Genomic DNA, 25,464 nt, shown 5'->3' on the forward strand with positions numbered 1-25,464 from the left:
GATCGTCGCTTAGGATCATATCTTGCGAGGCCTTTTGTAAAAAGGCGTCGGTACGATGCGCGCCTTCGTCAATCGCCCGCGAATGTCGATTTCGATCTCTTGTCCTACGCGCGCCGATTCTGAAGGGACATAGGCCAATCCTATGTTCTTCTTCAAGTACGGCGCTGGGCCAGCCGAAGTCACGCGCCCGCGCTTTTCGCCTGCGATGTAAACGTCTTGCCCGTCGCGCGCGATGCCGCGCTCGATCATCTCGAATCCGACGAGACGGCGCGGGACGCCTTCTTCCATCTGTTTGAGGAGCGCTTCGCGCCCGATGAAATCGCCTTTGTCAAATTTGCATATCCATTGCAATCCGGCTTCGAGCAGGGTTGTTGTCTCGTCGAGCTCGTGGCCGTAAAGCGCCATCGCCGCTTCGAGTCGCAGCGTGTTGCGCGCGCCGAGCCCACACGGTAGAACGCCATCGGGAGCGCCGTAGGAACCGGCGTCGAGCAACCGATCCCAAAGGTATTCAGCCTTCTCAGGCGCCGCATAGATTTCGAACCCGTCTTCGCCCGTGTATCCCGTGCGCGAGATGATCGCCTTCACACCTGCGACTTCGCCTTGAAGGAAGTGATAGTATTTGATCCCGTCGAGCGGCACGTCGCTCAATCCCTGCAAGATACGTTGAGCGTCTGGCCCTTGGAGCGCGAGCTGGCAATACTCCGCGCTGACGTTCCGCAAGATGACCGCCTCATCGGAGCGATGGCTCGTGATCCAATCCCAATCCTTCTCGGTCGTCGCCGCATTGACGACGAGCAATAGATGGTCGGGCGAAAAACGGTAGATGAGAAGATCATCGATCGCCGTCCCCTGCGGCGTCGTTAGGACGGAATATTGCGCTTGCCCATCGACGAGTTTAGCGACGTTGTTCGAAGTCAGACGATTGACGAAAGCGATCGCATCCGAACCGCGAACCTCGATCTCGCCCATGTGAGAAACATCGAAGAGGCCGGCATGCGTGCGCACGCGCATGTGCTCTTCGATGGTTCCAGCCGGATATTGCACGGGCATCTCCCAGCCGCCGAAATCCACCATGCGCGCGCCTAAACGACGGTGGGCCTCGTTAAGCGGCGTCTTTTTAAGCAACGGCGCGGTCACATTCGTCCCCTTTGATCACTTCGCGCGAAAAGGTTGATGACTGGTCATGGTGCAGAAGCGGATCAAACCGGAAAGCTAACATGCTGCGTTCGGTGCGTCAAGCGACGCCCGAGGATCGACGCCAGCGCCAATTTAACGGATGGAGCCTCTCTGTCTGGCTATGGTTCGCGAGTTTGAGAGGGCTATCTCTTCCTGTCGCGCACGTCTACGCGATGGACGGCGAGGATGACGCGCATGGTCTGCGGCCTTCGATCGAGCGAAGCTGGGACGAATGCCGGGGCGCGACGTAACGCCGCTTCCAATTCATTGAGCGCGCGAAGGTCATGTGGCGGTTGGACGATCCCGGCCAGCGAGGCGTGTCCGCTGCTAAAGACATCGGCGATGACGACCATCTCATCGCGCGGTTCGCGTCTCGGCGGATCGTTCCATTCGAGCGAGGCGAGTGCGCCCTGTGGATTGAGGCTCGGCGATTCCGGAGTGAAGGGGGCGCGACTGGCCACATAGGCGAGGGGCGAAATCTGATTGTAAGGCATAGAACCGTTCATCTCGTCGAGCCAGGCGACCCTTGAGGCGGCTTCCGAGGCGCGCTCCAGCTCGTAGAGCTTCTGTAGATGAGGTCGGATGGCGCTGAGCAGAGCGATGAAGAGGAAGAGCGAGGCCAGCGCGCCGATCGTGTACGGCATCACGCGGGGACGCAGCCAGCATTCTAACCGTTCGATGAGCGGGCGGGGCGGTGTTAATCGGCGCGCGGCGCGCTCGATGGCGAGCGCTTGATTGATCGTTTGCGAAAGATTGGCTGGAGGGGCGGGCGTTCGCAGCGCGCGAAGGCCGCGCAGGATGGCCTGCAATTCGACTGTTTGAGCGCGACAGACGGGACATTCGACCAGATGCGCCTCAATCGCCGTTCGTACGGCGGGCGGGATTTGGTCATCCAGGTAGAGCGGGATAGCCTGTTGTACCTCTTCGCAGATCATTGCTGTGCGCATCCGGAGCGAATGGCTGGCCGACCCCGGCTGGCTCCTCCCAAGTGAGCAGAAGGCTTCGCTCGAAACACCCGAAATTGGAACGGACGAGCCATCAGAACGGGTGTTGCTGGCCGCGTTTTCAAACCTCGTCCCATTTCCAACCGCGCGTGCTTCTGACGAATCGCGCTTTCGGCTCCTTGACCCACTGGCACCGGGTTTCTTGGTCTAGCCGGGGCAGGGCAGCCATTCGCTCCGCTATGAGAAAGATCCCTCGAGGCGACGGCGCAGCTCCAACCTTCCGCGCGCCAACCTCGATTTGACGGTTCCGACGCTGATGCCGAGCGCTGCGGCGATCTCTTCGTAACTCAACCCTTCTATGTCGCGTAGGATGATGACTTCGCGGAATCGCTGGTTGAGCGCATGAAGAGCGTTGCGAAGCGCCCGTTCCCGTTCGTGCGCCAGCGCGACCTGCTCAGGGTTGTCGTTTGGATTCAACGAAGCGCGCGCTTCATTGAAGCCGTTTATGGAATCCAACGAGACCGTCTCGTCGCGGCCACGGCATCGCCACCACCGGTGGCGGTTGCGCGCTTGATTGATCGCGATGCGATAAAGCCAAGTGCGCAAGCTCGATTCGCGGCGAAAGGCGGAGATGGCGCGATAGGCTTGCAGGAATGTCTCTTGCGTCAAATCGCGCGCCTCCTCCGCATCCTCGACCAAGCGATAGAGCAGCGCATAGATCTCGTTCGCATGCTCGGCGACGAGCTTATCGAAGGCCGCCGCTTCGCCAGCGCGCAATCTTTCAATGAACTCCGCATCGTCGCGCGCCTCGGATGCGGCCGTGATCTGATCGAACTCGACCTGTCCGCCGAGGACGATTGGGTCACCGACGCTCACCGGCCACCTCCGAGAATAGGACACAAGCCGCGCGCCGACGCTTCATGTCCAGCCACCACATTAGACACCGATCGATTAGATTTTGTTCCCATGACTTGGCCGCGTTAGTTTCGCAAATCACCTTCTGGCAGGCCACGGTCTCGGACGTTTCCGCGCTGCGCAGCGTAGCATGCGCGTCGCCAGCGGTCAATTCGGCGAGCGCTCTTTTTCCGTCGCGAACCCGAACCTCCATCCGGGCGCACAGCCGACGCGCAACCTTTCGGTTCCTTGACATCTTTCGGAGCGCGCCGCTAGATTCATCTTCTCGTCCGCTGAAACTTATCGGCGCTATCTGAAATCTTCGGGGGAAGGGAAGTGGCTCGATACAAACAGCGCGCGCGCGAACTCAAGCAGGATGCGTTTCGCGATGCGACAGTCAGTCTCTTCGAACGGCTGGGGGATTGGATCGCGGCAAGACGCCGCACAGTCATCTATGCCGTCGGCGCCATTGTCATACTTGTGCTCGTCGTCGGACTATGGGGATGGTGGAGCGCCAGACGCGCCGATGAGGCGCAAAAGGCGCTCGGCGAGGCGATCCGCATCGCCCAAGCGCCAATCGGAGATGTCCCGGCGGGCTACGCTGGGCCGAAGTTCGCCAACCGGCGTGAGCGCGCGCAGCGTGCCGCCGAGGAGTTTCAAAAGGTCGCGGCTCGATATGGCGAGCCTTATCGCGATAAAGCGCGTTATCTCGCCGCAGTGAACCTGTTAGAGGTCGATCGCGCGCGCGGCCTCGGCGAGCTCGAAGCGCTCAGCAAGAGCGGGAATGATGAGATCGCCGCTTGGGCGAAATTTGCGCTCGCCCAAGCGCGAGAGGCTGATGGTCAGTTGGATGCCGCGCTCGCGCTTTACCGCGAGTTGGCCGATGCAAGGAATCCGATCATCCCGCCGGATGACGCTAAATTGCGCATCGCCGAAATCCTCTACAAACAGGGCAAGCGACAGGAAGCTTCCGACCTCCTCTTTCGTATGGTTGAAGCGGCGCGCACGGCGCGCGATCGCAATGGGAAACCCATAGCGCAATCGGATGCTGTGCGCGCCGCTGCCGAACGCCTGCAAGCGATAGACCCGGACCGCTATGCGCAGTTGCCGCCGGAACCTCCCGTCGAATTTCCGGTCTTCTGAAGGCGCGCATCGCTTCTGTGCGAAACGGGCTTTGAAACCGTGAGGTCGAGAGAGAACGGATGGAGAATTTAACCCATACGCTCGTCGGTCTTGGCGTCGCCAAAGCTGGAGCGGAAAAGCTCTCTCCTTACGCGACGACGGTCTGTTTGATCGCGGCCAACGCTCCTGATCTAGATGTCGTCACCTCGTTCGGCGGTTGGTGCGCCTATCTACAACATCACCGTGGGATCACACATTCGATCATCGGAACGCTGACGCTCTCATCTCTGATCTCCGCCGCTTTTTGGCTTGCCGATCGCGCCGTCGCAAGCCTACGCCATCGGACGCCGCAGGCTTCCTTCGGCGGATTGTTGTTCGCTTCGTTGTTGGCGGGAGCTACGCATCCGTTGCTCGATTGGACCAATAACTACGGCGTGCGACCTTTTCTCCCCTTCAGCGGCAGGTGGTACTATGGCGATCTCGTCTTCATCGCCGATCCTTATCTATGGCTGCTTGTCGGCGGCGCGCTTTTTCTTTCGACCTCACGCGCCATTTGGCAAAAAGTCGGTTGGGCTTTGCTCGGAGCGAGCTTGACCTTGTTGATCTTCCTCGTCCCTTCGCGTAGCCGATTCGATCTGCCGACGGCCACGCGGGTCATCTGGGTCGTCGGGCTGCTCGCTCTGATCTGGGCGCGAAGCCTCGGGATAGGCGAGCGCTGGGGCAGTCGGCTGGCGCGCGGCGCGCTCTTCGGCATCGTCATTTATTGGCTGGGATTATCTGCCTTTCATGCCGTCGCATACCATAGGGCGCGTTCGATAGCGGATGAGCTGGCGCAAGCTCAAGGCGAGAGCGTCGCGCGGCTTGCCGCGATGCCGACGCTCGCCAATCCCATGCGCTGGCAGGTCGTCTTCGAGACCGACCGCGCATCGTACCGGTTCGATCTCGCTCTGATTGATGGGATGAAAGGCGATGGCGCGGTTCGCTATGAAAAACCGCGCGGCTTGGCTGCAGAGGTCCTAGCGCGCGCCGCAATTGCGGATCGCTGCGTCGCCGCGTTGCTCGGTTTCGCGCGTTTCCCTATCGCCCGCGTCGTCTTCGATTGCCCGAATGGCGTGGAAGTAAGATTGGCCGATTTGCGATATGCCGAGCCGAGGCCGGAAGCGCGCCGCGGTTTCTCGCTGGCAGTGACTTTGCCTTGTCAGCTTGGATCTTCCTCTGACCAATCGGACAAAGCCTCGTCGGCGACGACTTCGCTTTGCCGAAGATGATCGCCAGATCGGGTCATCGAACATCCGACTCGCGTCGCTCACTCTGCTCTCTTGCGCCGCGAAGTCGAACGCTTCTTCGGCTCTTTCGCCGTCGAGCGTGTAGTTCGTTTGGCCTTCTTCGCGCCAGCGCCCGAGTCTTCGGCGGGGCTGAGGAACGCATCCCAGCGGTAGCGCACCTGAGCGGGCTCTTCCAGTTTGCGGAAGACGAGCGCAGTGACCGCTTCGGTTACCCAGTTGTGATAGAACTCACCGACGGAATGGAGATCGGCATCCGGCGCCGGATTCATGAAGTCGATGGCGTAAGGCACTTCGTCGCGAATGGCGAACTCTACGGTGTTGATGTCATAGCCTAAGGCTCGGCAGAGCGTGCGCGCGTCGTTGGCGACACGTTCGGCCAGCTGCGGCGAGAGATAATCGGGGTCGTGCCTGTATTGCTCGCCAGACAGGTAAGGCTTGGTCGGATCATAGGGCATGATCATCACCTCTTCCTGTCCAATGCAGTAGCAGCGGACGAACTTTTCGAATTGGATGAATTCTTGAAGCACCATGCAGAGCGTTCCGGTCTGATCGTAGATGGAGATGAGCTCTTCCAGCGAGTTGACCCGCGAGACATGTTTCCATCCGCCGCCATCGAAAGGTTTAAGGATCGCCGGAAGTCCGACGTAATCGACGATGCCCTGCCAATCCAACGGATATTCGAGATTGCGCAACGATTCGCTCGTGATGTCTTCAATGTAGGACTTTTGCGGCAGGAGTACAGTGCGCGGCACAGCGACGCCCAATTGAGTCGCCAGCGAATAGTTGAAGAACTTGTCGTCGGCGGACCACCAGAAGGGATTGTTGATGACGATCGTGCCTGCGAGCGCGGCGCGTTTCATGAACGCACGGTAGAACGGCACTTCGTGTGAGATGCGGTCGATGATCAGATCATAACGGCGCGGCTCATCCGCCGCGCGCACGCCGCCGACTTTGATCATCTCGGCGACCACTTCCCCCCGACCGCGCTCATTGATGCGGGCGATCAACGCTTCGGGGAATGTCCGTTCGCGTCCGACTAGGAGACCAACTCTTTTCATCTTCTTTCAAAAGCCTATCTTGAAAATTTACCGCTCATCATCAGCGATAAAGGCGACAATTTAAATGCCGTTCGCGCCTTTGTCAATCTCGCGCTTCGGAAGGATATCCTGATGCGGGCTTGCAGGGGCGCTTTTCTCTTCAGCTTCGTGTTACAATCTCTATCATCACGCTCAATGAATGTGGGAATCTCTGAGGAGAAGATCGGTGATTCGAATGAAAGACCTTGTGGCGATCATCTTGGCGATCGCAACGGGCGCGTCCGCCTCTTTGGCCGCGAAGATCGATAAGGAGCCAACTGCCGAACAGATCGCCGAGACGGTGATCTTCGTCTACGGGACGCGCCAAGGGTTGGCGCAGGTCAGACGCACGGGGGTGGAACGCGGTCGCATCCTGCGCGTGCGCGAGGACGGACGTAACGAAGAGATAACCTATGAACGACGTTTCATTCGCGGTGAAAGCTCCGACAAAGACAAGGTGCGGCTCGATCAGAAGATGCCAAACATGGAGTATGCGCTGGTCTACACGGGCGGACATGTTTGGGGACGAATCGGCGATACGTTCTTCACTCCGCGCCAAGAGGCGGTGGATGATTTCCTCATGGAGATGCATCACGATCTCGATGCGCTTCTGCGTTATAAGGAGAACGGTTCGACGCTCACTTATGTCGGCAAGGACAAGCAGAAGAACATCGAGATGTGGATACTGGATCTGACAGATAAGGAGAAGAATCGGACGCGCTACTACATCAGCACGAAATCGGGGCGTGTCCTCTGGCTCGAATACGAACGGCCGGGCGTCGGGCCGGGCAGCCCCGCGGTCAAATACAAGAAGGCGTTTCACGACTATCGCGTCGCGCAGAGCACGCTCGTCCCGTTCCGCACGGTGCTCTACGTCGATGGCGAGCGCAAAGAGGAGAAGCAGTTGCTAACGGTCACCTACGGGGTGAGGATCGAAGACGAGCTTTTCCAGACGCCGGAGACCGCAGCCTCCACGCCCTAGCGTTCGAAGCCTCACTTTCACTCTTGACGACGTGCGCAACTGGTCCGGCGTGACAACAACCGATGGCCATATAACGCCTCACTTCCCCTCTTGAGAGGCGCGCACCCGCTCCTTCAAACTGGGCAGAGCCTGATTCTGCGGGTTCACCTGCTCTAATCTTTCGATCGTCTTTTGCGCCTCTGCCGTCTCGCCTTTGCGTAAAAGGGCGATAGCGAGATTTTGCAGCGTCGGTTCATGGTTCGGATCGCGTTCGAGCGAGCGACGGAATTCGGCGATCGCCCGATCGATGTCCGGCGGGGTGCGGAAGAAGAACGTGAGCCCTAGATCCGTGCGCACGTTCACATCATCGGGGTTCTTCTTGAGCGCTTCGCTATACCACCTCTCCGCGATCTCGTACCGCCCGGCGTCGAAATTGAAATCGCCGAGGCGGACCAACGCCTTGTAATCATCGGGCCGGATCTTCCGCGCGCGTTCGAGGAATTCGATCGCTTGGTCATAGCGCCTGATCTGCGCGTAGAGTTCCGCCGCTTCCATCTGCGCTTCGAAATTATCCGGCTCGTTGCGCGCTTTTTGGATCGCGGCCATCACATCGCCCATCGGGTTCGGCATGCCGCCGAGATTGGAGTCGGTGGCATGTTGATCGACCGGTAGGCTCGCGCTGCTGGACGACGCAGAAGCAGGCGCTTGGGCGTATCGTTGGTTTATCGTGTTGGCGAAGAAGAAACCGACGATGAAACCGAGCAATAGACCGATGATCGAAAACAGGATGTTCTCTTTGTTCATGGCCGATGATTTGGACGATCCTTCGCTCAGTGCGAGTGATCGCGAAACAGCTTCTCGCCTCAAGCGTAGGAGTGCAATCCGGGCAGCAAGTAGCTTACGCCTAAGTATGTGAAGACGATCAACAGGAATCCGATGATGGCGAAGTAGGCGGATCTACGCCCGGTCCAGCCGCGCGCAATGCGCGAGTGCAGATAAGCGGCATAAGTCAACCAAGCGACGAATGCGCCCGTCTCTTTCGGATCCCATCCCCAGTAACGTCCCCACGATTCGTTGGCCCAGATGGCGCCCGTAACGAGCAGGACGGCCAGGAGCGCGAAAGTCATCCCAGCCGTCTTGTACATCAAACTGTCGAGCCGTTCGAGCGAAGGCAGCGCGGCGCGCAGCCGCTCGGTGCGGAAGCTGAAGAGTATGACGAAGAAAGTCCCTGCCAACGCGGTGATCAACGCCGCCAATTCGACCGGGTTGCTCTTCAGGTTGAGTTGCAGCGCTTGTCCGTTCATCGCGATCCACTGCGCCGCCACCTGTTGCAATTGAGCTTGGCTCATCGCGGCTGTTTGTTCCACGGTCGCGCCCGATTGTTTGAGCACCCACTCGCCGAATTGCGCATATTGACTCGCGTCGATGCGCGCGAGCACGTCACCGGTCGTCTTGAGCTGGACCATCAGCGCGACGACGGCGACGGCTTGGGTGACGAACGAAAGCTTCAGCAAACGGTGGCCCCACAGGCGCGCGCGCGCGTCATCGCTCGCCAAGTATTTGCCGAATGTCGCGATCACGCCAAGCAGCAGCAGCGCCGAAACGATCAGAAGCGGACCGACGTAGGCGATATCGGCGCGCAACGGGAGCGAGATGTGCGTGCCTTCGGCGGTCGTGAAGATCGTCGAGGCGGTATATTTGCCCGTGAAGAAGACGCCGAAGCGGCTGATCGAACCGAAGACGGCGAGCGCGAAGATGCTGGTCCAGATCGCCATCGCTTCAGTCTTCACGCCGTCTTTGAGCAAATATAGCACGGCGATCGCAAAACAGACGAGCGCGACCCCGTAGCTCAGGGAAGCGAAACCGACATGGATCGGACGCCAGTAAGAATCGAGCACTGGCGGCAGATTGATGAAATCGTTGCCGATGAAGATGGCCAGCGTCAGGATGAGCGAAGTGAGCGGCAGGCTGAGCGCGGCGATGATCCTTCCTGACGAGCGATGGGCGAGCAGCAGCGCCGTCAGCGCCGCCCCGAAGGCGAAGGCGATGCTCAAGTCGTAGAGATTGGCGAACGGGATGTAGCGCCACACCCAAGGCATTTCGCCGCCATTTCGCAGGATGATCTCCATCTCGCGTTCGCGGGCGGCGATCCAACGCACGCCCCAACTCGAAAGGTTGAAGAACGCGCCGAGACTGGCGATCCATAATCCGGCCCTCTGCAGAAAGCGCGACGGCGCATAGATGTCCGTTAACAGAAAAGCTGCCGCCGTCACGTAGCAAGCGAGCGCGAGCAGGATGAGCGCGCCATCGGTCGGGAAGTGCGCCTTGCCCAGTTCGAGTCGGGCGAGCGCGACCAAAATGGCACCGGCGATCGGGAAGATCGCCAGTAGATACGATCGCCACGAAGATTCCGGAACTCGCTCCGCTGTCACGTTTGCGGGGATTGCGCTCTGTTTGATCACTTCGCTCATGGTCTTTGCCTCGCGATGGCTCTCCTCGCTGCGGAGAGGTTAAAGGGGTTCATTCGGTTGAGCTTCGCCCTTTCTTTCGCGAAGGGGCGAAAGCGATCGCGCGTGGATCTTGTCCCAGCGCCTCCACCAAGCGTTTGAAACGATCCTCGAGCCCAGGTTGATTGCGATTGGCGTGGCCTGCCAGCGTTACATGATAACTCTGCGAATCTCCCGTTTCAACCATCGCCCAGAAGCGTTGATGTGAAAAGAGGAAAACAAGCGCCAGCGTCAAAATCAGGAGCGCGAAGCCGAGATAGACGACGCGCGCGCCGGGATCGTATTGGATCGAAAGGACGTGCGCGAGCGGCGCTTTTTCAAAGTCGATCAGGCGGAAGCGATAGCCGCCGACCGGACCAGCCGCGGGGATCGTCGGCGGAAGGGGGCGCGCGAAGGCGAAAGCGGGGAATTCTTGGCCGAGCGGCGTCGTCACCTTCAGCTGGGCGACCGGGTTGTTGTAATCGCCGGAGGCCGTATCGGGTCTGCCGTTTACCAGTCGGAAATCGGGGAAGAACTGAACATAGTCGAGGCGCGTGCCATCGGGCAGCGTGACCGACCCGTTGCGCGGGATCGTGACTTGATGAGTTGAGCTGCCGTCAGCCGATTCGATTCGGAGCGTCACCTGCCGCGCGCTCCCGATCGGGACGAAGCTCGCTTGGAAGAAACGATAGCCGCGATAATCGTAAGGGTTGTTCAGGTGGACCAGCGCGTCGTGCGTGCCGGTTTCGTCATGGATGCGTATGCGCGTCAACCAATCGATCGTGTTGTTCGGCAGGATCGGTCCGTCTTTGTGAATCAGTTTTTGCTGAATGTCAACGCATTCGACGGTGAAGGGCAATTTGATCTGGAAACGCTTAACCTGGTCCAGTTCAAAGCGCGGCTCAGACATGACTGCGGATGACCTCCCGGGCACGAGTTCCATCAAGCCAGTCTTGCCGAGCTGCGCCGTCATGAAACCGCCGAAGAAGATGGTCAGAAGGGCGGCATGAACGGCATACGCGCCCAACCGGTTCCACGCCCCGCGCTCGGCGAAGACGAAGAACCGCCCCCCTTTTTCGGTGATGGTCGGTTTCAATCCGACTTGGCGACACGCTTCGGCGATCCGCGCTGCTACATCGCGCCCGCTCGCGCCCGTCGCCGTAAAGGCGATGTTGGGACGCAGCGAACGAAGGTAGACGGGGGCGACCGTGCGCTTCGGATGTTTGATGTAGGACCACGCCCCGGGGAAGCGCTCGATCGAGGCGAGCACGATGTTGAGCGAAAGGAGAAGCAACAGGGCGTTGAAGTACCATGTGTGATAGATGTCGAAGAAACCGAGCGCGCCGTACACGAGGCGTTGCGCGGGGGTCAGCTTGGCGTAGTACTCGGCGAACCCGTCAACGTTCTGCTGCATGATGAGCATCCCTATCATGCAGGCGATGACGAGCAGGACGAGCAGCGCGATGCCAAAGCGGACGGAGCTGAGCAGCTTCAGCGCGCGCGAAAGAAGGCGCGCGGGGATCGATTGCCCGGTCGCCACACGAGTAGCCTGCTCCGTCGTCTCCGTAACAGTTGACATGAAACGCTCGACAGGATTCTCCTTAGCAAGACTTGCGAAGCGAGCGTCGCCGCCCAAATTTAAGGGATAATCATAACCGAGAGTCGGCGGTTTGTCATGCTCCGTTTAGAGAGCGTGGCGCGGTTCGCTCGGTCCGGACGATGATCTAAGTCACGAGTTGACCTCAGCAGGGGAGGGCGGTCGGCAAGAGGAGTACGCGCGCGCATGTGCCGCCCTCCAGTTCCGCATCCTCTGGGACGAAGATGAGCGCTTCGGCGCGCGCGAACGAAACGAAGTCTGATGAGCCGCCCCACTGCAACGGATGCGCGATGAGCCGCCCATCTTCGTTCGTTGCGAGTCGAGCCGGTAGGAGACTAACGCGACCGCGCGTGCCGCGCACCTTAGCCGCGAGCACGGCGCGCTCTTCCCTGAGGAGCGGATCCTTCGCTCTCTGCATCGCGCGCGCGCAAGCGCGGACGAAGAGGTTGAACGTGACGATCGCGGAGACGGGGTTGCCGGGCAATCCGAAAACGAGCGCGCGATTGAGTTTGGCGAAGACGGTCGGCTTGCCCGGTCTTAAGCGCACCCGTTCGAAGAAGATCTGCGCGCCCAAAGAGCGCAGGGCGGCTTTGGTCAGATCGTAACGCCCGACCGATACGCCTCCGGAGAGCACGATGATCTCTACCTGCTCGCTCTCTTCGCTGAGCCTTCGTTCGAGCGTTTCCATCTCGTCGCCGACGAGAAATGTCCTTTCGATTCGCGCTCGGGCGATGCGCGCGCAGGCTGCGATGGCGTGACTGTTCGAATCGCGTATCTGATCGCGCGCGGGCTTTCTGTCTGCCGGGACCAGTTCATCGCCAGTGGCGATGATCGTAAGGCGTGGTCGCAAGATGACATCCACGCTCGTGTAGCCGAAAGCGGCGAGCGTAGCGATCATGTTCGCGTTGATCGTCTCACCGGCTTCGAAAAGCCGAACGCCCTCTCGCGTCTCACTCCCGCGCGGAACGATGTTGCTCCCGCTTTGAAGCGCTGTCAGAAGTTCGATCGTCTCTTCATCCACCTCGCGCGTCTGCTCAATGGGCACGACGACCTCAGCTCCAGCCGGGACAGGCGCGCCGGTCATGATGCGCACCGCTTGGCCGTTTCCCAAGCTATGAGGCCAGCTGCGACCGGCGGCGGCTTCGCCGACGACGCGCAGCCGAGCGGACGGAACGGCATCCTCAGCGCGCACGGCATAGCCATCCATCTGCGCTCGATCGAATGGCGGAAGGTCCATATCGGCGATGATGTCTTCGGCCAGCGTGCGTCCTACCGCTTCTTCGATCGGCACGCGCTCAGGCGTCAGAGGGCGCGCTTCGCGCAGGATCGTTTGTAGAGCCTCATCTATCGAGATCATTGTCTAAACGCCATGGTGCAAAGCGAAAGCGGCTGCTTGGAGCAGCCGCTTAAAAAACTGGCGGAGCCGACGGGACTCGAACCCGCGACCTCCGACGTGACAGGCCGGCGTTCTAACCAACTGAACTACGGCTCCGCGACGAAACCCGTGATCTCTGATGGTAGGCACGGTGGGATTCGAACCCACAACCTCCGCCTTGTAAGGGCGGCCGTCTACCATTGACGATACGTGCCTTTCGTTGCTCTGGCGCACCCCGAACCTGAGTTTATCTCCGCAATGCGCACAAGGCAAATCTGCATCCTAAGGAATTGATGGCGAACTGTCAAGCGCGGGTGCCGAATCTGATCTTCCGGAAGAAAGTCTTTTGGCGTTAAACTTCTTTGGGTCAGACGGGCCTTCTATGCGCGAGAGAATGAGAGCAAAGGGAGAGGATCGGCCCCTGCCTGTATTCGCCTTGATCGCGTGGCGGACGATGGCTTCCACTACATCGCCGAGGCATCGGCGCCTGCCCATATTCGCTTTGATGCTAAGTCTCTTCATCGCTCCGCTCAGCGGCGTTTCGGGGCAGAGTGGGGTGCTGCAACAGACGCGCCCGCGTCGCGCGGGCGAGGCCCGAAAACCACCAACGACTTCCGCCGAGGAGGTCGGCGAGGATGATGTGGTCCGCATCGAGACGGATCTGGTTACGGTCCCGGTTGTCGTTCGCGATCGCGCGGGGCGTCCGATCGCCTCTTTGCGCCCGGAGAATTTCCAAATCTACGAGGATGGCCAGCCGCAACGCATCGCCAACTTCGCGACCACCGATGCGCCTTTCGAAGTCGCATTGTTGCTCGACACATCGGGTTCAACGCGCGCTGATCTGGAGTTGATCCGCCGCGCCGCGCGATCTTTCATCGCCGCTTTGCGCCCATTCGATCGAGTCGCCGTGCTGGCCTTCAAAACCGATCCGGACGATCCTTCAGCTTTGGCCAAGGTCGAGATCAAGACGGCTTTGACGAACGATCGCGCGCGTTTGCAGGAGGCCATTGAGGATTTGAGCACGAGCAACGGCACACCTTTCTATGATTCTCTGCTCAACGTCGCGCAGAAGGTCTTCGCCGATCCGCCGCGCGAAGAGGTGCGCGGGCGTCGCGCGCTCGTCGCTTTGACCGATGGGGTGGATTCGACGAGCGAAGCCGATTTCGCGCGCGCCCGCGCGGCGCTATTGCAAAAAGGGATCATCTGCTACTTCATCGAGATCAACACCGAAGAGTTCGTCGAAGACCGCCTCTTGCGCGATTGCGCCGACGATGGCACGTTGCAGCTGTCGCGCACGCAGCTTCAGCGTTATCGTCAACTCTTCGTCCCGCGCGCCGACGAAGACGCCTATGCGGATTTTTGTCGGCTCGGGCCCTTCCAGCGGATGCAGATCAGTCGCACGCTTTATGAATTGGCGCGCCGCGAAATGCAGGAGCTTGCGCGCGTAACCGGTGGGCAAACTTTCCCGGTCGCCGAATTGCGCGATGCGCAGCGGGCTTTCGCCCAAGTCGCCAACGAAATAGGAAAACAATACAGCTTGGGGTATTACCCGACGAACAAGGCGCGCGATGGCCGTTTCCGCACCATCCGCGTCGAGGTGAAAGGCGTCTCGGGGGCGCAGGTGAGCGCGCGCGAAGGCTATTACGCGCCGAAAGGATGAGCAAAGCGGAGATCCTCTGACTGCGAGATCGCGGCGAGGGGTACGCGAGGATTTGGTCGTCGAAGCTGAGCGCGTCAGCGGTCGGTCGTTGCGTCGAATAACTCTTCGAGCAGAAGGCCTACGCGCTGCACGGCGACGAGCTTTGCGCCTTTCTCGCGCGCTAGCTTCAGTACGTGATCCACTTCACTCTCTTCGCGGATGCGGACCACGACTTGTCCGCTCGCGCTTGCGCGCATCTCCGCTTTGTCGCCTAGCTCGTGCGCGAGATGCGCGCCCACCTCTTTGGCTTCACGCGCGACTAAGATGATCTCCAACGGCGACGCGCGCCTCTGTTCGATCTCGTCCAGTCGCCCGATGAATTTGGGCCGCCCGCGCTCGATGACGCAAACGCGATCGCACAATCTTTCGGCATCGGCGAGGATGTGCGTGCTGAAGAGGATAGTCACGCCCGAAGAGCGCGCTAGCTCAGCGATGAGGTCGCGCACCTCGCGGCGGCCTACAGGGTCGAGCCCCGACATGGGTTCATCGAGAATGAGCAGGTCGGGCGCGCTCACCAGAGCTTGAGCGAGTCCGACCCGTTGCAACATGCCTTTAGAAAAATGGCGCAAAAGGCGATCCCAATTCTTTTCGTCGAGCCGGACCAGTCGTAGGGCATCCGCCGCTCGACGCCGCGCTTCCGCTCGACGGAAGCCCGTAAGCTCAGCGAAGTATGCGACCAGTTCGCGCGCCGTCAAATAGTCGTAAAAGTTGGGTTGCTCGGGCAGGTAGCCGACGCGCGCGCGCGCCCATCTTGAGGTGACGGGAATGCCAAAGATGTGCGCCGCGCCGGCGGTCGGACGGATCAAGCCCATGAGAATTTTGAGCGTCGTCGTTTTGCCCGCGCCGTTTGCGCCGAGAAAGCCGAAGATCTCGCCGCGCTCGACGGTGAAAGAGAGCTGATCGAGCGCGCGAAGCGATCGTTTTGACAAGAAGCCGACTTCGTAATCTTTCGTCAGCCCTTCGATTTCGATGACCTTTTCTCCCATCTTCACTTCACAAAATCATGCGGCGTCGCTCGCCATAGTGATCGCTTGGCGCATCTTACAACTTCACGTTCATCAGATTCGGAGCGTCAACACGTTGCGCCATGGTGATCGCTTGGCGCGTCTTACAGTTTCACGGCGCGCGTTCGACCTGACATGTTTGCCGATCTATCCGGTAAGAGATGCCCGCAGGATCGAACAGCTCGCCGCCCGGCGCGACGGCGAAACCCGAAAGGCTTTTGAGCTCTTCGCGCGCTTCGCTCCAGTTCGCGGGACATCTGCCGAGCCGCGTGCGCGCGGCATCCAGCGCCACACGTAACATCAGGAGCTCCCTTTCCACGCGAAGCGCTTCCCGGCGGCGTTTGGCCAGGGCGCGTATCCCTTCATCTTCTGAAGTTTCGGCTAACCGGGCGTAGATCTCTTCGGCGACCATGTAGCTTCCGCCTTCGGCGGCGATGTGCGCGGCCATCGCTTCCATCCACCTCGGTGCGCCCGGCAAACGTGCGCCGCGCAAGTAGACGTCACTCGCTTCACGGAAGCGGCCCTGTCGCCAAAGAATGTATCCGAGATGATGGTACAAGCGCCACGCTTGCGGGTTCTCTCTGATGCCTTTTTCGACCAGCTCAATCGCCTGATCGGGCGCGATCCCTTCTAAAACGACCGCGCCATATTCGTACACGGCCAAAAAGTGTGGATCGAACTCGATGGCGGCGTTAAGGAGAGGGCCGAGGGCGCGCAGATCGAGCGAGGCGAGATCATCAAGGTTGAGCGCTCCGCCGCGTGCGACGATGCGCCGTCCGACGTATTGCAGCGCGCGCAGCCAGTAAAGATCCGCCATCAACGGGCGCAAGGGGGGCGGTGTGGCGCGCGCCGCCCGCTCAACTCGAATCACCACTTCTTCCTCTTTTTCGGGACAGTTACGCTTCACGCGCCCGTCGCTTTGCAGCGCGAGGACGGCAAGAGCGGAGAGCGCGAAGAGCGCAGGCGCGAGGAATCCTTTCACCTTCTTCGCCGAAAAGCTTGAATCCATCGGACGTTCGTTTGAAGCCGGATCGCGCACGCTCTCTCTCCTCGCCCGCTATTTGAGGTCTCGTCGCGCGAAGATCATGACCGAAAGCGCGAGAATAGCGCTTTGGTAGGCGAGCGCATAAAGGAGCGCCGTCCACAGATCGTGCGCCGTCATCTGGTCGCACTGGAAGCGACTGAAATTCGGGAGCGCGTAGTAGAGCGCGAGATAGACCGCGCGCATTCTAGAAGCCGAAGACGAGAGCGCGAGTAGATCCGCGCTGAAGTGGCCAATGATGACGAGCGATAAAGTGACGAGCGCCGAGAACGTGGTGCCCGCAAAGGTCGAAAACATCTGCGCTAGCGCGACGATGATCGTCAACTCCAAAAAGATGAGTCCCGCATCGCTCGACAGAGAGAGCAGACGCGCGCCCGTCAAGTCACGCTTCGCCAAGAGGACCACGGCGATGACCGAGGTCTGGGCGACGGTGTTTACCAGAAGCAATGCGATTAAGCCTAGATGTTTGCCCACGAGAAGATGGCTGCGGTTGATCGGGCGAGCGAGGGTCGGATAGGCTGTGCGCCGTTCGATCTCTCGTCGGACCAGTTGAACTCCGACGAAGATGGCGAGCGCCGATCCGATCACAAGCATCGCCGCCGATCCGAAATCCGTGATGACGCGCGCTTCTTGCCCGGCAGATAGGTCGCTGACGAGAAAGCTCACGCCGATCACGACGCAAGCGAAGACGAGTAGGTTCAAGAAGACGCGATCGCGCACCGACTCGCGAAACGTGTTACGCGCAATCGTCAAGACGACCCGCATCGAAGGGGCGAGCGTAACCTCTTCGGTCATAGGTCTTTTTTCGATGGTGATTTTGGCGGCTTCTGCGCTCATCCCTTTTCAACTACAGCCCTTCAGATAAAGCCTCTCACAATTCTCACAATTTCGACTTTTGTTCTTCGGCTTTGAGGGCGGCGATGTGCCGTTCGAGCCAGCGACGTTCATCTGGACCGATGCTTTCGCTGGATGCGAGTGTTGATAGCTCACTTATCGCTTCCTGTCGCCTTCCAAGTGCGAGCAAACTGATGGCAAGTTTGAAGCGGCTATCGTAATCTTGTGGAATTTGGTTGAGAACTATGCGGTAGTTCCTGATGGCTTCATCGTGATCGCCCATGACTGCCTGCGCGTCGGCAAGATTGCTTCGCGCCATCGTGGAACGTGGGTTTCTCTTCAGGACAAATTCGAATAGTTTCTTCGCCTCAGCGTACTCTTTACGTGAAGCGTAATAGACGCCGAGATTGTTGTACGCCTCTAGAAGCGTGGGATCGAGTTCAATAGTGACTTGGGCCAGCTTGATAGCCTTTTCGGTATCGCCGAGATTGAAGAAGACCAAAGACAGGTTGTTGTAGATGGGCGCAGCCTCTCGACTCAATCCTGCCATCTTTGCGGCGCGTTCGAGGTTTTGGCGGGCGCCTTCAAAGTCCCGGCGATCTATTTGCGCGATGGCCACATTGTAAGGGAAGTTCCAGTTATAGGGGACCATTATTTCGGCCCGATGCCACAAAGATTCTCCGTCTCGCCAGATTAGGTTCTGTGCCATCACGCTAGCGCCCCAAGAAAGAGCAATGGCGATCACCAGCAGAGCGCAAGAGTACTGAGGAACCCTCGCTTTCTGTAGCGACCTAATGATCAGCGCTAAGAGAAAGCAGAAGCCGATGGAAGGAAGATACAAGTATCTATCTTGAGCCAGATATGCTGGATGAAAGATTTTTAGATTAAGGGCCGGAAGAAGCGGTATACCGAAGAAAACGAAGGCGACGATCGAATCACGACCAAGCTTCCTGTGCGTTAGCCATGTGAGAATAAAACAGATGCCAATTATCAGCAGTGGGAGCGTGAAGTCAGCGGATCGGAAACCGGAGATGAGACGCACGGGATAGGCCGGACTGAGGTAGAAAGGAAAGACCATATTCTTCAAGTAAGTGAAGATGACCGCCGGTAAGGTTCCGTAGATCTGCCATCTTGGAACTCTTGCCATCTCTATGTTGACCCAGTCAATAAGCCCCAAGACTTCGTATCTCGCGATCAAGTACGCGCCGCCGAGAACGAAATAAGGCAGAATTCTCTTTAGTGCAGCCAGGAGGAAGAGCCTCTTACCATCCTCAGTTTTCTCGCATTTGTGGTATTCCAAGGCTATGAGAATAGCCGGAATGGTAACGGCTGGCTCTTTAGCCAAAATGGCCAGCGAATAGAGCGCCAATGACAGAAAATACCAGACAAATCTCTTCTCATCTAAGTACCTGAGATAGGCGAGCGCCGACGAGACGTAGAAGACGGCAAGAAGCGGGTCAGTAACGCCGGAGATCCACGAGACCGATTCGACGTGTGTAGGGTGAAGACCGAAAAGGAGCGCCGTCGAAGCTGCGACGAACAGATCTTTGGTGAGGCGACGGAAGAGGAAGAAGACAAGCGCCGTAGTCGCAAGATGTAAAAATAGACTTGCCAAGTGCCAACCTTGCGGCCAAAGGCCGAAGATGTGATATCCGAGGGTCAAATATATGGTGAATAGGGGACGGTAGTAGGGGATGAATTGATAGCCCGGCGTAATCTCGTTTCTGAAATCCCATACAGAAGTAGAGAAGGCGGTAAGTAGATTCTTCCATGATCTTATTTGTGGATTTTGAACAATCTGTTGTATGTCGTCATAAACGAACTCTCCTGATAAAGAGTTCGCATAAACCAAACACGTCGCCGCGAGAATGAAGAAAAGCAGCCACCTTTCGGTTTTGAAGGAGGCGAAAGGGTCGCGCGGGGCCTTGGATGAGGCGTGCGGAGATAACTCTGTAAGTTCTATTGAGTTGTCGGCCATGCTTCCACCTCCTTAAATCGAAAGCTGGTAATGAAAAGGGGCGGACTGTCGAAGAGAGGCCCGCCCCAATGAACCTTATGGTTGTATCTCGCATTACTGGATCGGCGTACCGTCGCTGCCAGATGTTGTGCGCGTCGGCGCCGTGCCGCCGGACAAGAAGTAGATCACGCCCTGCTCGTTGGTGTAGAAGCTGCGTGTTCCGGTGGCCGTCAACCCAGTAGGATTCTGCGGAACTGCGGTCGCGTCGAATTGAGCGGGTGAGGAGGCTGTCGAGGCGGTCGCGGAAACGTTGAAGACATAACCGCTCTTGGCGGCGTTGTTTTGGCCGAGAACGGAATCGACCAAGCCTGCAGCGGCCAGACCGGGTAGAGTCGCGTATTGGCCGGCACCGGCTGTTGATTGATAGGTTGCTTCGGCGCTGACGATGGTGCGAAGGGTTGAGATCGCCGACGCTTCGTTAGCGGCGCGGCGGGAAGCGAGAAGGTTGGGGATGGCGATGGCGGCGATGATGCCGATGATCGCGACGACGATGAGAAGTTCGATCAGCGAGAAACCTTGTTGTCCGTTTCGGTGTTGCATCTTTCGAGAAGCTCCTTAGATCTTGGGGTTTGGGAATCTCTCGCGCCATCGGCGTCGTCTCAGGCCACGCGCCTCGGTGCGCGATTTCTGTTGTCACTAGCATTTAAACAAGACTCATGCCAGACGGGATCGTCATCGATATGAGATCGCACCATGCGCGCTCGAAGCGGTTTAAGTCGCTACTCTTGCTATTCTTCACGCGATCCTCGGATGCGGCCCGAAAGACCGCTCAAGTTGGCGCGAAGGGCCTTGGATTACACTTTTCGTCAGCGAGGAGGTGACGTTTTTTGTTACTCTGGGAGGGGGCATTCTGAGCTCTTTATGAGAGCCAAGCTCGATCGTGAGGCGGACGTAGCCGATGTGAGGTCATTCTGAACTCTTTATGAGAGCCAAGCTTTAGGGATACTCTGAGATTCAGTTCACTCTGAATAACGAGAGCTAAGCGGAAAGACCGCCTCAGGAGTTGCGCTCGCGATCTAGTTCATTCTGAGCTCTTTATGAGAGCTGAACTGCGCACCCACCATCCAACCCGCGCGTCGCTGCCGTGTTCATGCTGAAGGCGTGTCGCTCCGCAGATCCCTCTCGCCAAAGTCGCCCGCGCGTCGCTGCCGTGTTCATGCTGAACTCTTTATGAGAGCTAGGGTTGCGGCAAGATCGGCAATCTATCATTTTGAAAAATTCCCGACGATCATTTCCGCGAAAGCGATCATCCGATCCGTAAAAGGGGCCCCGAGCTATCATTTTGAAAGATTACCGACGATCATTTCCGCCCTTGAACCGCGAGTCTGATCCTTCGCCCCGATGCTTTTGCGGGTCGCGCTCCTTCGGGCAAGGCCGTTTGTGAAGCAAGAGATCTACGTCTCGTTTTCGTCGTGTTGTGAGAAGCTGAGGGTGAGAGAGGGTCTCTTCTATCGGATCGAGAGGTCGTTTTCGTCGCGTTATGAGTAACAAAAAGGGTGGCTTTCTGGGCCACCCACAAAGAGAAGGGGAAAGGAGGAGAGAAAGGCAGTCAGGCTTCAGATCGGAGGGCTGCTGGAAGTTGCGGGCGTACCGACGGCGTATCGAATCACGCCCGAGGCATCGATGAAGTAATGATGCCAGATGGTAGGCGTTTGAGAGGGCGTCGCGGTGGCTTCGTAGTTCACGGATGGGTTGGTCGAATCGACCGTGACGCTGAAAGCGTAGTGGCTTTTGAAGCCGCTGCGCAGGCTCGGATCGCTGATATAACCTTCATTGCCGAGTGCGGTTAGGTCTCCATAAACGCCGTGCAGCGCGTGGTAGGCGGTTTGACTGGAGTGGATGAGGCGCAGTGAGCTAATCGCTGAGGAAGCGCTTGCCGATTGGCGTGCGTGTAGATAGTGTGGGATGGCGATGGCTGCAAGAATGCCGATGACCGCGACGACGATAAGGAGTTCAACGAGCGAGAAACCGCGTTGCTGAGAAGGACATGGGGGCATATTAAGAACTTCTCCTTTCAGTCACCGTCCAGCACGCGGCGACCGAGCAAAAAACGAGCAATATGCGTGCCACAAGGGGAAGCTCCGAAGCGCTCGTTCGGTCATTCGGCTCCGCGCGCCGCTTCGGAGCGGAGCTGTGCCGAAAGGGCGCGGATCTCATGTTTGTCTATCAGATGGCGCAGTGAGCGGACCGGGATGTGCAATAGCTCGGCGGCGCGAGTCTGATTGCCGCCTGTGCGGCGCAGGGCTTCGATGACGTAGGCCCGTTCGAGAGCGTTCAAGTGATCGAAGAGGCTAATGCCCTCTTCGGGGAAGGTGAAATCGGTTTGCGGCGTGCGCGCGACTTCGTTGCGCACGGGATCGGGCAAGCGCTCAGGCTGGATCTCCTCGGTCGGTTCGAGCGCGACGGCGCGCTCGATCGTGTGCTCCAATTCACGCACGTTGCCAGGCCACGAATAGCTTTCGAGCAGCGCGAGCGCGCGTGTGCTGATTTTCAAGCGCTTTCCCGTCTGAGCGCAGAATTTTTCGAGGAAATGCTCGACCAGTAACGGGATGTCTTCACGCCGTTCGCGCAGCGGCGGGATCTCTATCGGGATCACCGAGATGCGATAGTAAAGGTCTTCCCGGAAGGCGCCCTGTTTGACCATTTTAGCGAGATCCCGATTGGTCGCCGCAATTACGCGCGCCTCTGTTGCGATCTCTTCGGGCGAGCCTAAGGGGCGGACTTTACGTTCCTGTAGCACGCGCAGCAATTTCACCTGCATGGCGGGCGACATCTCGCCGACCTCATCGAGGAAGATGGTCCCGTGACCGGCGGCTTCGAACAATCCCTTGCGGTTTTGGGTTGCGCCGGTGAAAGCCCCTTTGCGGTAGCCGAAGAGCTCGGATTCGAGGAGCGTTTCGGTCAGCGCGCCGCAATTGACCGAGACGAAAGGCTTATCGGCCCGCGGACTCAAGTTGTGTATGGCGCGCGCGACCAGTTCTTTGCCTGTGCCGGATTCACCCGTAATCAGGACGGTCGAATTTAATGGCGCGACTTGTTCGATCATCTGATAGACAGCCTGCATGCGCCTCGAGCGCCCGATGATCTGATCCAGACGCCCGCGTTCGGCTTGTGCCCGGCGAAAGGCGCGATTCTCCTCGACCAGTTGCAGCTTATCGAAAGCGCGCCGGACAATCTCTTTAAGCTCATCGACATCGAAAGGTTTTTGAACGAAGTCGTCGGCACCGAGTTTGAAGGCTTCGCGGGCCGTTTCGATCGTGGCGAAGGCCGTCATCATGATGACGGGCGTATCGGGGGCGATGGCGCGGGCTTCGCGCAAAAGTTCGATCCCCGACATATCGGGCATCTTGACATCGGAGATGATGACATCGACCGCGGAGAGGCGCAAGATCTCCAGCGCTTCGCGCCCCGTGCGGGCGGTGCGTACCTCATAACCTTCGCGCCCGAAGACTAGACTTAGCAGTTGGCGCATGCTCTGTTCGTCGTCAACGACGAGAAGTTTCGCCATCGCAGCAGAACCTTAAAAACCAGAGATGAGAAAAATTACGGCCCTTGATTTTATCTCGAATCTTCGAAAATTGAAGGGCAAATTTGATCGGGTGGCTTGGCACGCGGCGCACACCGAATCTTTCGCGCCGTGAGGGGCGAAAGTGACCGGATGAGCCTCGTGTCGGCTTGACTCATCCGCGTGGCTGTAGTAGAACCGCACTACATCAGCCCGCCTGAAGATGCTTGCTTGCGCGCCTCGCGAGGAAACCTACCTCGACATAGCCCTCGAAAGGAGACCTGAAAAATGCAACCTCAAACGCGCAGGGTCGATGAGACCAAGCTGCAGGATTTCGTCGGCAAGATGCTCGGTGATCTGGCCATTGCGCTAAGCTCTTCGCTCGGTTACATCGGACAACGATTGGGCCTTTATAAAGCTTTAGCTGAAAGTGGGCCGATGACGCCGCAGGAGCTTGCATCGCATACCGGAACGACGCAACGTTACATCCGCGAGTGGCTGATAAATCAAGCCGCTTGTGGTTATGTCGAATACGATGCGCAGACGGGCCGCTACTCCCTCTCACCGGAGCAAGCGACGGTGCTGTTGGATGAAGACAGTCCGTTCTATCTGGGCGGAGCTTTTCATCTCCTCAAAGCCCTATCGCAAGCTCAAGCGCGCATCACGCAATGTTTCCGCGATGGTGGCGGCATGACTTGGGGGGAACACGATGCTGACCTGTTCGTCGGGACGGAGCGACTTTTTCGTCCGGGATACATGGCGCACATCGTGAACGATTGGATCCCAGCTCTGACCGGAGTCAAAGAGAAGCTCGAAAAGGGGAGCACGGTTGCCGACATCGGCTGCGGCCATGGCGTTTCAACGATCATCATGGCACAGTCCTTTCCGCGATCGCGGTTCTACGGTTTCGACAATCATGCGCCTTCGATCGAACGCGCGCGCGCGGTGGCGAAAGAGGCTGGCGTTAGTGATCGCGTCAAGTTCGAAGTGGCCGATTCGACTGAGTTCCCGGGGAGTGGCTACGAACTCATCGCCTATTTCGATTGCTTCCATGATATGGCCGATCCTGTGGGTTCAGCGCGGCGCGCCTGCGATGCTCTGGCCAAAGATGGGAGCGTGATGATCGTCGAGCCGATGGCCGGCGAACGCGTGGAAGAGAATTTCAATCCGGTCGGGCAGCTCTTCTCCGCCGCGTCCACGCTCTGTTGCACGCCGAATGCGCTGGCCGCTGGTGGACCAGCTTTGGGCGCCGTGGCGACGGAAGCGGAATTGCGAGAGGCCGTCGTGGCGGGTGGATTCAGCAGATTCCGCCGCGCGGCTGAAACGCCGTTCAATCGCATCTTCGAAGCGCGCCATTGAAATCCTCAGTGGGGGCGCGTTTTGCCCGAGAAGCGCGGGCGGAGGTTTCGAGACCCTCTATCTGGCACAGAAGATCTCGAAACTTCCGTGCGTTCAAACGGCTCTCGTCTTGCGGCGCTCGTCTTCGAAGAAGCGGACCGTAGATGCTCCTTTTTCAGCGCGTGTAGCCGGGCGGATAGCGCATCTCGATGCCATTGGCGCGCAGTTCGATGCGGTGGGACCCTTTTTCGGGATGCGTCGAAAGATATGTGATGGCGAGCTGACGCCTGAACGCGGCGTTGATCTCGCGCAAGAAAGGTTCAATGCTCACCGGCGCGCCGGTCCCTTGGAAGAAAGCTTGGCCGCCCGTCTCTTGCGCGATGCGGTTGAGCGACCCTTGCCCGTAGTTGATCAAGCGTAGTCCGCCGAGCCCTGCGCCGCCGAACGTCGGAGCGTAGATGGCGTAGATGGCGACGGCGCGCCTCTGCGCTTCGCGGATCGCGCGTTCGAGATCTATGCTTTGAGTTGGGGACGCTGCGTCGAGTCCGCGCGATAGATCGAGCCCATCGGAGATCATGATGACGGCGCGTCGCCCGGTCGGCAGCCCATCGAAGCGGCGCAACGCTTCGATGACTTGCACATAAGGGTTGAACGGAGCGGCGCTCGCCGTCCCGATCGGGACGCGCAACGCTTGGGCAGCTCGTTCTGCGTCCATCGTGAAGCGCTGCCTGACTTGCAGCGTTCCGGCGGTCAGGTACCCTATCATCACGCGCGATCCTTCGGGAAGGTCTTTGATGAAACGCGCGAGCGATTGGAGTTCAGCGCTGATCGAGGAGGCGACATCGTCTTGCACGAGGATCGCCAGTTGCATCGGTGAACGGATCGGTCCCCGTATCGATAGGATCTGTTGCATCTCGCCATCCTCGAACACGGCCAGCGATGGCAATGCTTCGGTCGGAGTTTTGACCGTCACAGGGATCGTCACGGACCTCACCTGCCCGTCAACGTTGCGACTTTGAGTCTTATGATCTGCTGCCCCGCCCAGAACCAGAGCGAAGGCGCACCAGAGCTTCACACCCCATCTTCGCATCGATAAGCTCTCCTTGGG

The 25,464-nt window shown here is 58.8% G+C and carries 21 protein-coding genes and 2 tRNA genes; 5 read left to right on the forward strand and 18 right to left on the reverse strand.

Annotated features, from left to right (window positions below):
* Positions 1 to 15: 15 nt before the first annotated feature.
* The 3 genes from gcvT to PYK22_RS07785 form a co-directional block, all read right to left on the reverse strand.
* Entirely contained in the window at positions 16 to 1,137 is a 1,122-nt protein-coding gene (gcvT, locus tag PYK22_RS07775; RefSeq protein WP_211197643.1) for a glycine cleavage system aminomethyltransferase GcvT, read from the reverse strand.
* Between the two features lie 182 nt (positions 1,138 to 1,319).
* A complete protein-coding gene (locus PYK22_RS07780) occupies positions 1,320 to 2,111 on the reverse strand; it encodes an anti-sigma factor family protein (RefSeq protein ID WP_041975902.1) in 792 nt (263 codons plus the stop codon).
* 246 nt (positions 2,112 to 2,357) lie between these two features.
* Positions 2,358 to 2,996, reverse strand: coding sequence for a sigma-70 family RNA polymerase sigma factor (locus tag PYK22_RS07785; protein ID WP_060635456.1), 639 nt, complete (start codon positions 2,994 to 2,996; stop codon positions 2,358 to 2,360).
* Between the two features lie 354 nt (positions 2,997 to 3,350).
* On the opposite strand from PYK22_RS07785, the gene PYK22_RS07795 reads away from it, so the two are divergent.
* Together PYK22_RS07795 and PYK22_RS16550 are read left to right on the forward strand one after the other, a co-directional pair.
* A complete protein-coding gene (locus PYK22_RS07795; RefSeq protein WP_041975906.1) occupies positions 3,351 to 4,157 on the forward strand; it encodes a YfgM family protein in 807 nt (268 codons plus the stop codon).
* A 59-nt stretch (positions 4,158 to 4,216) separates the two neighbouring features.
* Complete coding sequence (locus PYK22_RS16550; RefSeq protein ID WP_060635457.1) at positions 4,217 to 5,404, forward strand: metal-dependent hydrolase; 1,188 nt, start codon at positions 4,217 to 4,219, stop codon at positions 5,402 to 5,404.
* 38 nt (positions 5,405 to 5,442) lie between these two features.
* On the opposite strand, the gene PYK22_RS07805 is transcribed toward PYK22_RS16550, so the two are convergent.
* The gene (locus PYK22_RS07805) at positions 5,443 to 6,480 is read right to left on the reverse strand and encodes an ATP-grasp domain-containing protein (protein ID WP_041975908.1); all 1,038 of its coding nucleotides are present in this window, start codon (positions 6,478 to 6,480) and stop codon (positions 5,443 to 5,445) included.
* Between the two features lie 205 nt (positions 6,481 to 6,685).
* Between PYK22_RS07805 and PYK22_RS07810 the strand changes: the two genes are divergently transcribed.
* Entirely contained in the window at positions 6,686 to 7,480 is a 795-nt protein-coding gene (locus PYK22_RS07810; protein WP_157770748.1) for a hypothetical protein, read from the forward strand.
* Between the two features lie 78 nt (positions 7,481 to 7,558).
* Here the strand turns inward: PYK22_RS07810 and PYK22_RS07815 are convergent, their stop codons facing one another.
* From PYK22_RS07815 to PYK22_RS07840, 6 genes are all read right to left on the reverse strand, one after another.
* On the reverse strand, positions 7,559 to 8,263 hold the full coding sequence (locus PYK22_RS07815) for a tetratricopeptide repeat protein (RefSeq protein WP_041975911.1): 705 nt from the start codon (positions 8,261 to 8,263) through the stop codon (positions 7,559 to 7,561).
* A gap of 59 nt (positions 8,264 to 8,322) precedes the next feature.
* Complete coding sequence (gene ccsA / locus PYK22_RS16555) at positions 8,323 to 9,930, reverse strand: cytochrome c biogenesis protein CcsA (protein WP_060635458.1); 1,608 nt, start codon at positions 9,928 to 9,930, stop codon at positions 8,323 to 8,325.
* 49 nt (positions 9,931 to 9,979) lie between these two features.
* Entirely contained in the window at positions 9,980 to 11,524 is a 1,545-nt protein-coding gene (locus tag PYK22_RS07825; protein WP_041975913.1) for a cytochrome c biogenesis protein ResB, read from the reverse strand.
* Between the two features lie 163 nt (positions 11,525 to 11,687).
* On the reverse strand, positions 11,688 to 12,899 hold the full coding sequence (locus tag PYK22_RS07830; RefSeq protein WP_041975914.1) for a molybdopterin molybdotransferase MoeA: 1,212 nt from the start codon (positions 12,897 to 12,899) through the stop codon (positions 11,688 to 11,690).
* Positions 12,900 to 12,957: 58 nt separating this feature from the next.
* A tRNA-Asp gene (locus tag PYK22_RS07835) sits at positions 12,958 to 13,034 on the reverse strand.
* A gap of 23 nt (positions 13,035 to 13,057) precedes the next feature.
* Positions 13,058 to 13,133, reverse strand: a tRNA-Val gene (locus PYK22_RS07840).
* Positions 13,134 to 13,422: 289 nt separating this feature from the next.
* Here PYK22_RS07840 and PYK22_RS07845 point away from each other — a divergent pair.
* Positions 13,423 to 14,577, forward strand: coding sequence for a VWA domain-containing protein (locus tag PYK22_RS07845; RefSeq protein WP_041975916.1), 1,155 nt, complete (start codon positions 13,423 to 13,425; stop codon positions 14,575 to 14,577).
* Between the two features lie 74 nt (positions 14,578 to 14,651).
* On the opposite strand, the gene PYK22_RS07850 is transcribed toward PYK22_RS07845, so the two are convergent.
* From PYK22_RS07850 to PYK22_RS07880, 7 genes are all read right to left on the reverse strand, one after another.
* On the reverse strand, positions 14,652 to 15,602 hold the full coding sequence (locus PYK22_RS07850) for an ABC transporter ATP-binding protein (protein WP_041975918.1): 951 nt from the start codon (positions 15,600 to 15,602) through the stop codon (positions 14,652 to 14,654).
* A gap of 130 nt (positions 15,603 to 15,732) precedes the next feature.
* Entirely contained in the window at positions 15,733 to 16,629 is an 897-nt protein-coding gene (locus PYK22_RS07855; RefSeq protein WP_162199818.1) for a tetratricopeptide repeat protein, read from the reverse strand.
* Positions 16,630 to 16,677: 48 nt separating this feature from the next.
* A complete protein-coding gene (locus PYK22_RS07860) occupies positions 16,678 to 17,499 on the reverse strand; it encodes an ABC transporter permease (RefSeq protein WP_041975920.1) in 822 nt (273 codons plus the stop codon).
* A gap of 43 nt (positions 17,500 to 17,542) precedes the next feature.
* Complete coding sequence (locus PYK22_RS07865) at positions 17,543 to 19,474, reverse strand: tetratricopeptide repeat protein (RefSeq protein WP_041975922.1); 1,932 nt, start codon at positions 19,472 to 19,474, stop codon at positions 17,543 to 17,545.
* Between the two features lie 93 nt (positions 19,475 to 19,567).
* Complete coding sequence (locus PYK22_RS18170) at positions 19,568 to 20,053, reverse strand: prepilin-type N-terminal cleavage/methylation domain-containing protein (RefSeq protein WP_041975924.1); 486 nt, start codon at positions 20,051 to 20,053, stop codon at positions 19,568 to 19,570.
* Positions 20,054 to 21,069: 1,016 nt separating this feature from the next.
* A complete protein-coding gene (locus PYK22_RS17240) occupies positions 21,070 to 21,510 on the reverse strand; it encodes a type IV pilin protein (protein WP_041975926.1) in 441 nt (146 codons plus the stop codon).
* A 101-nt stretch (positions 21,511 to 21,611) separates the two neighbouring features.
* A complete protein-coding gene (locus PYK22_RS07880) occupies positions 21,612 to 23,021 on the reverse strand; it encodes a sigma-54-dependent transcriptional regulator (RefSeq protein WP_041975928.1) in 1,410 nt (469 codons plus the stop codon).
* A 285-nt stretch (positions 23,022 to 23,306) separates the two neighbouring features.
* On the opposite strand from PYK22_RS07880, the gene PYK22_RS07885 reads away from it, so the two are divergent.
* Positions 23,307 to 24,377 (forward strand): class I SAM-dependent methyltransferase, encoded by a 1,071-nt coding sequence (locus tag PYK22_RS07885; RefSeq protein ID WP_041975930.1) that lies wholly within the window; start codon positions 23,307 to 23,309, stop codon positions 24,375 to 24,377.
* A gap of 154 nt (positions 24,378 to 24,531) precedes the next feature.
* Here the strand turns inward: PYK22_RS07885 and PYK22_RS07890 are convergent, their stop codons facing one another.
* Positions 24,532 to 25,446, reverse strand: a complete 915-nt coding sequence (locus PYK22_RS07890; protein ID WP_157770751.1) for a vWA domain-containing protein — start codon at positions 25,444 to 25,446, stop codon at positions 24,532 to 24,534.
* Between the last annotated feature and the right edge of the window lie 18 nt (positions 25,447 to 25,464).

The organism is Pyrinomonas methylaliphatogenes (genome assembly GCF_000820845.2).
Lineage (GTDB): Bacteria > Acidobacteriota > Blastocatellia > Pyrinomonadales > Pyrinomonadaceae > Pyrinomonas > Pyrinomonas methylaliphatogenes.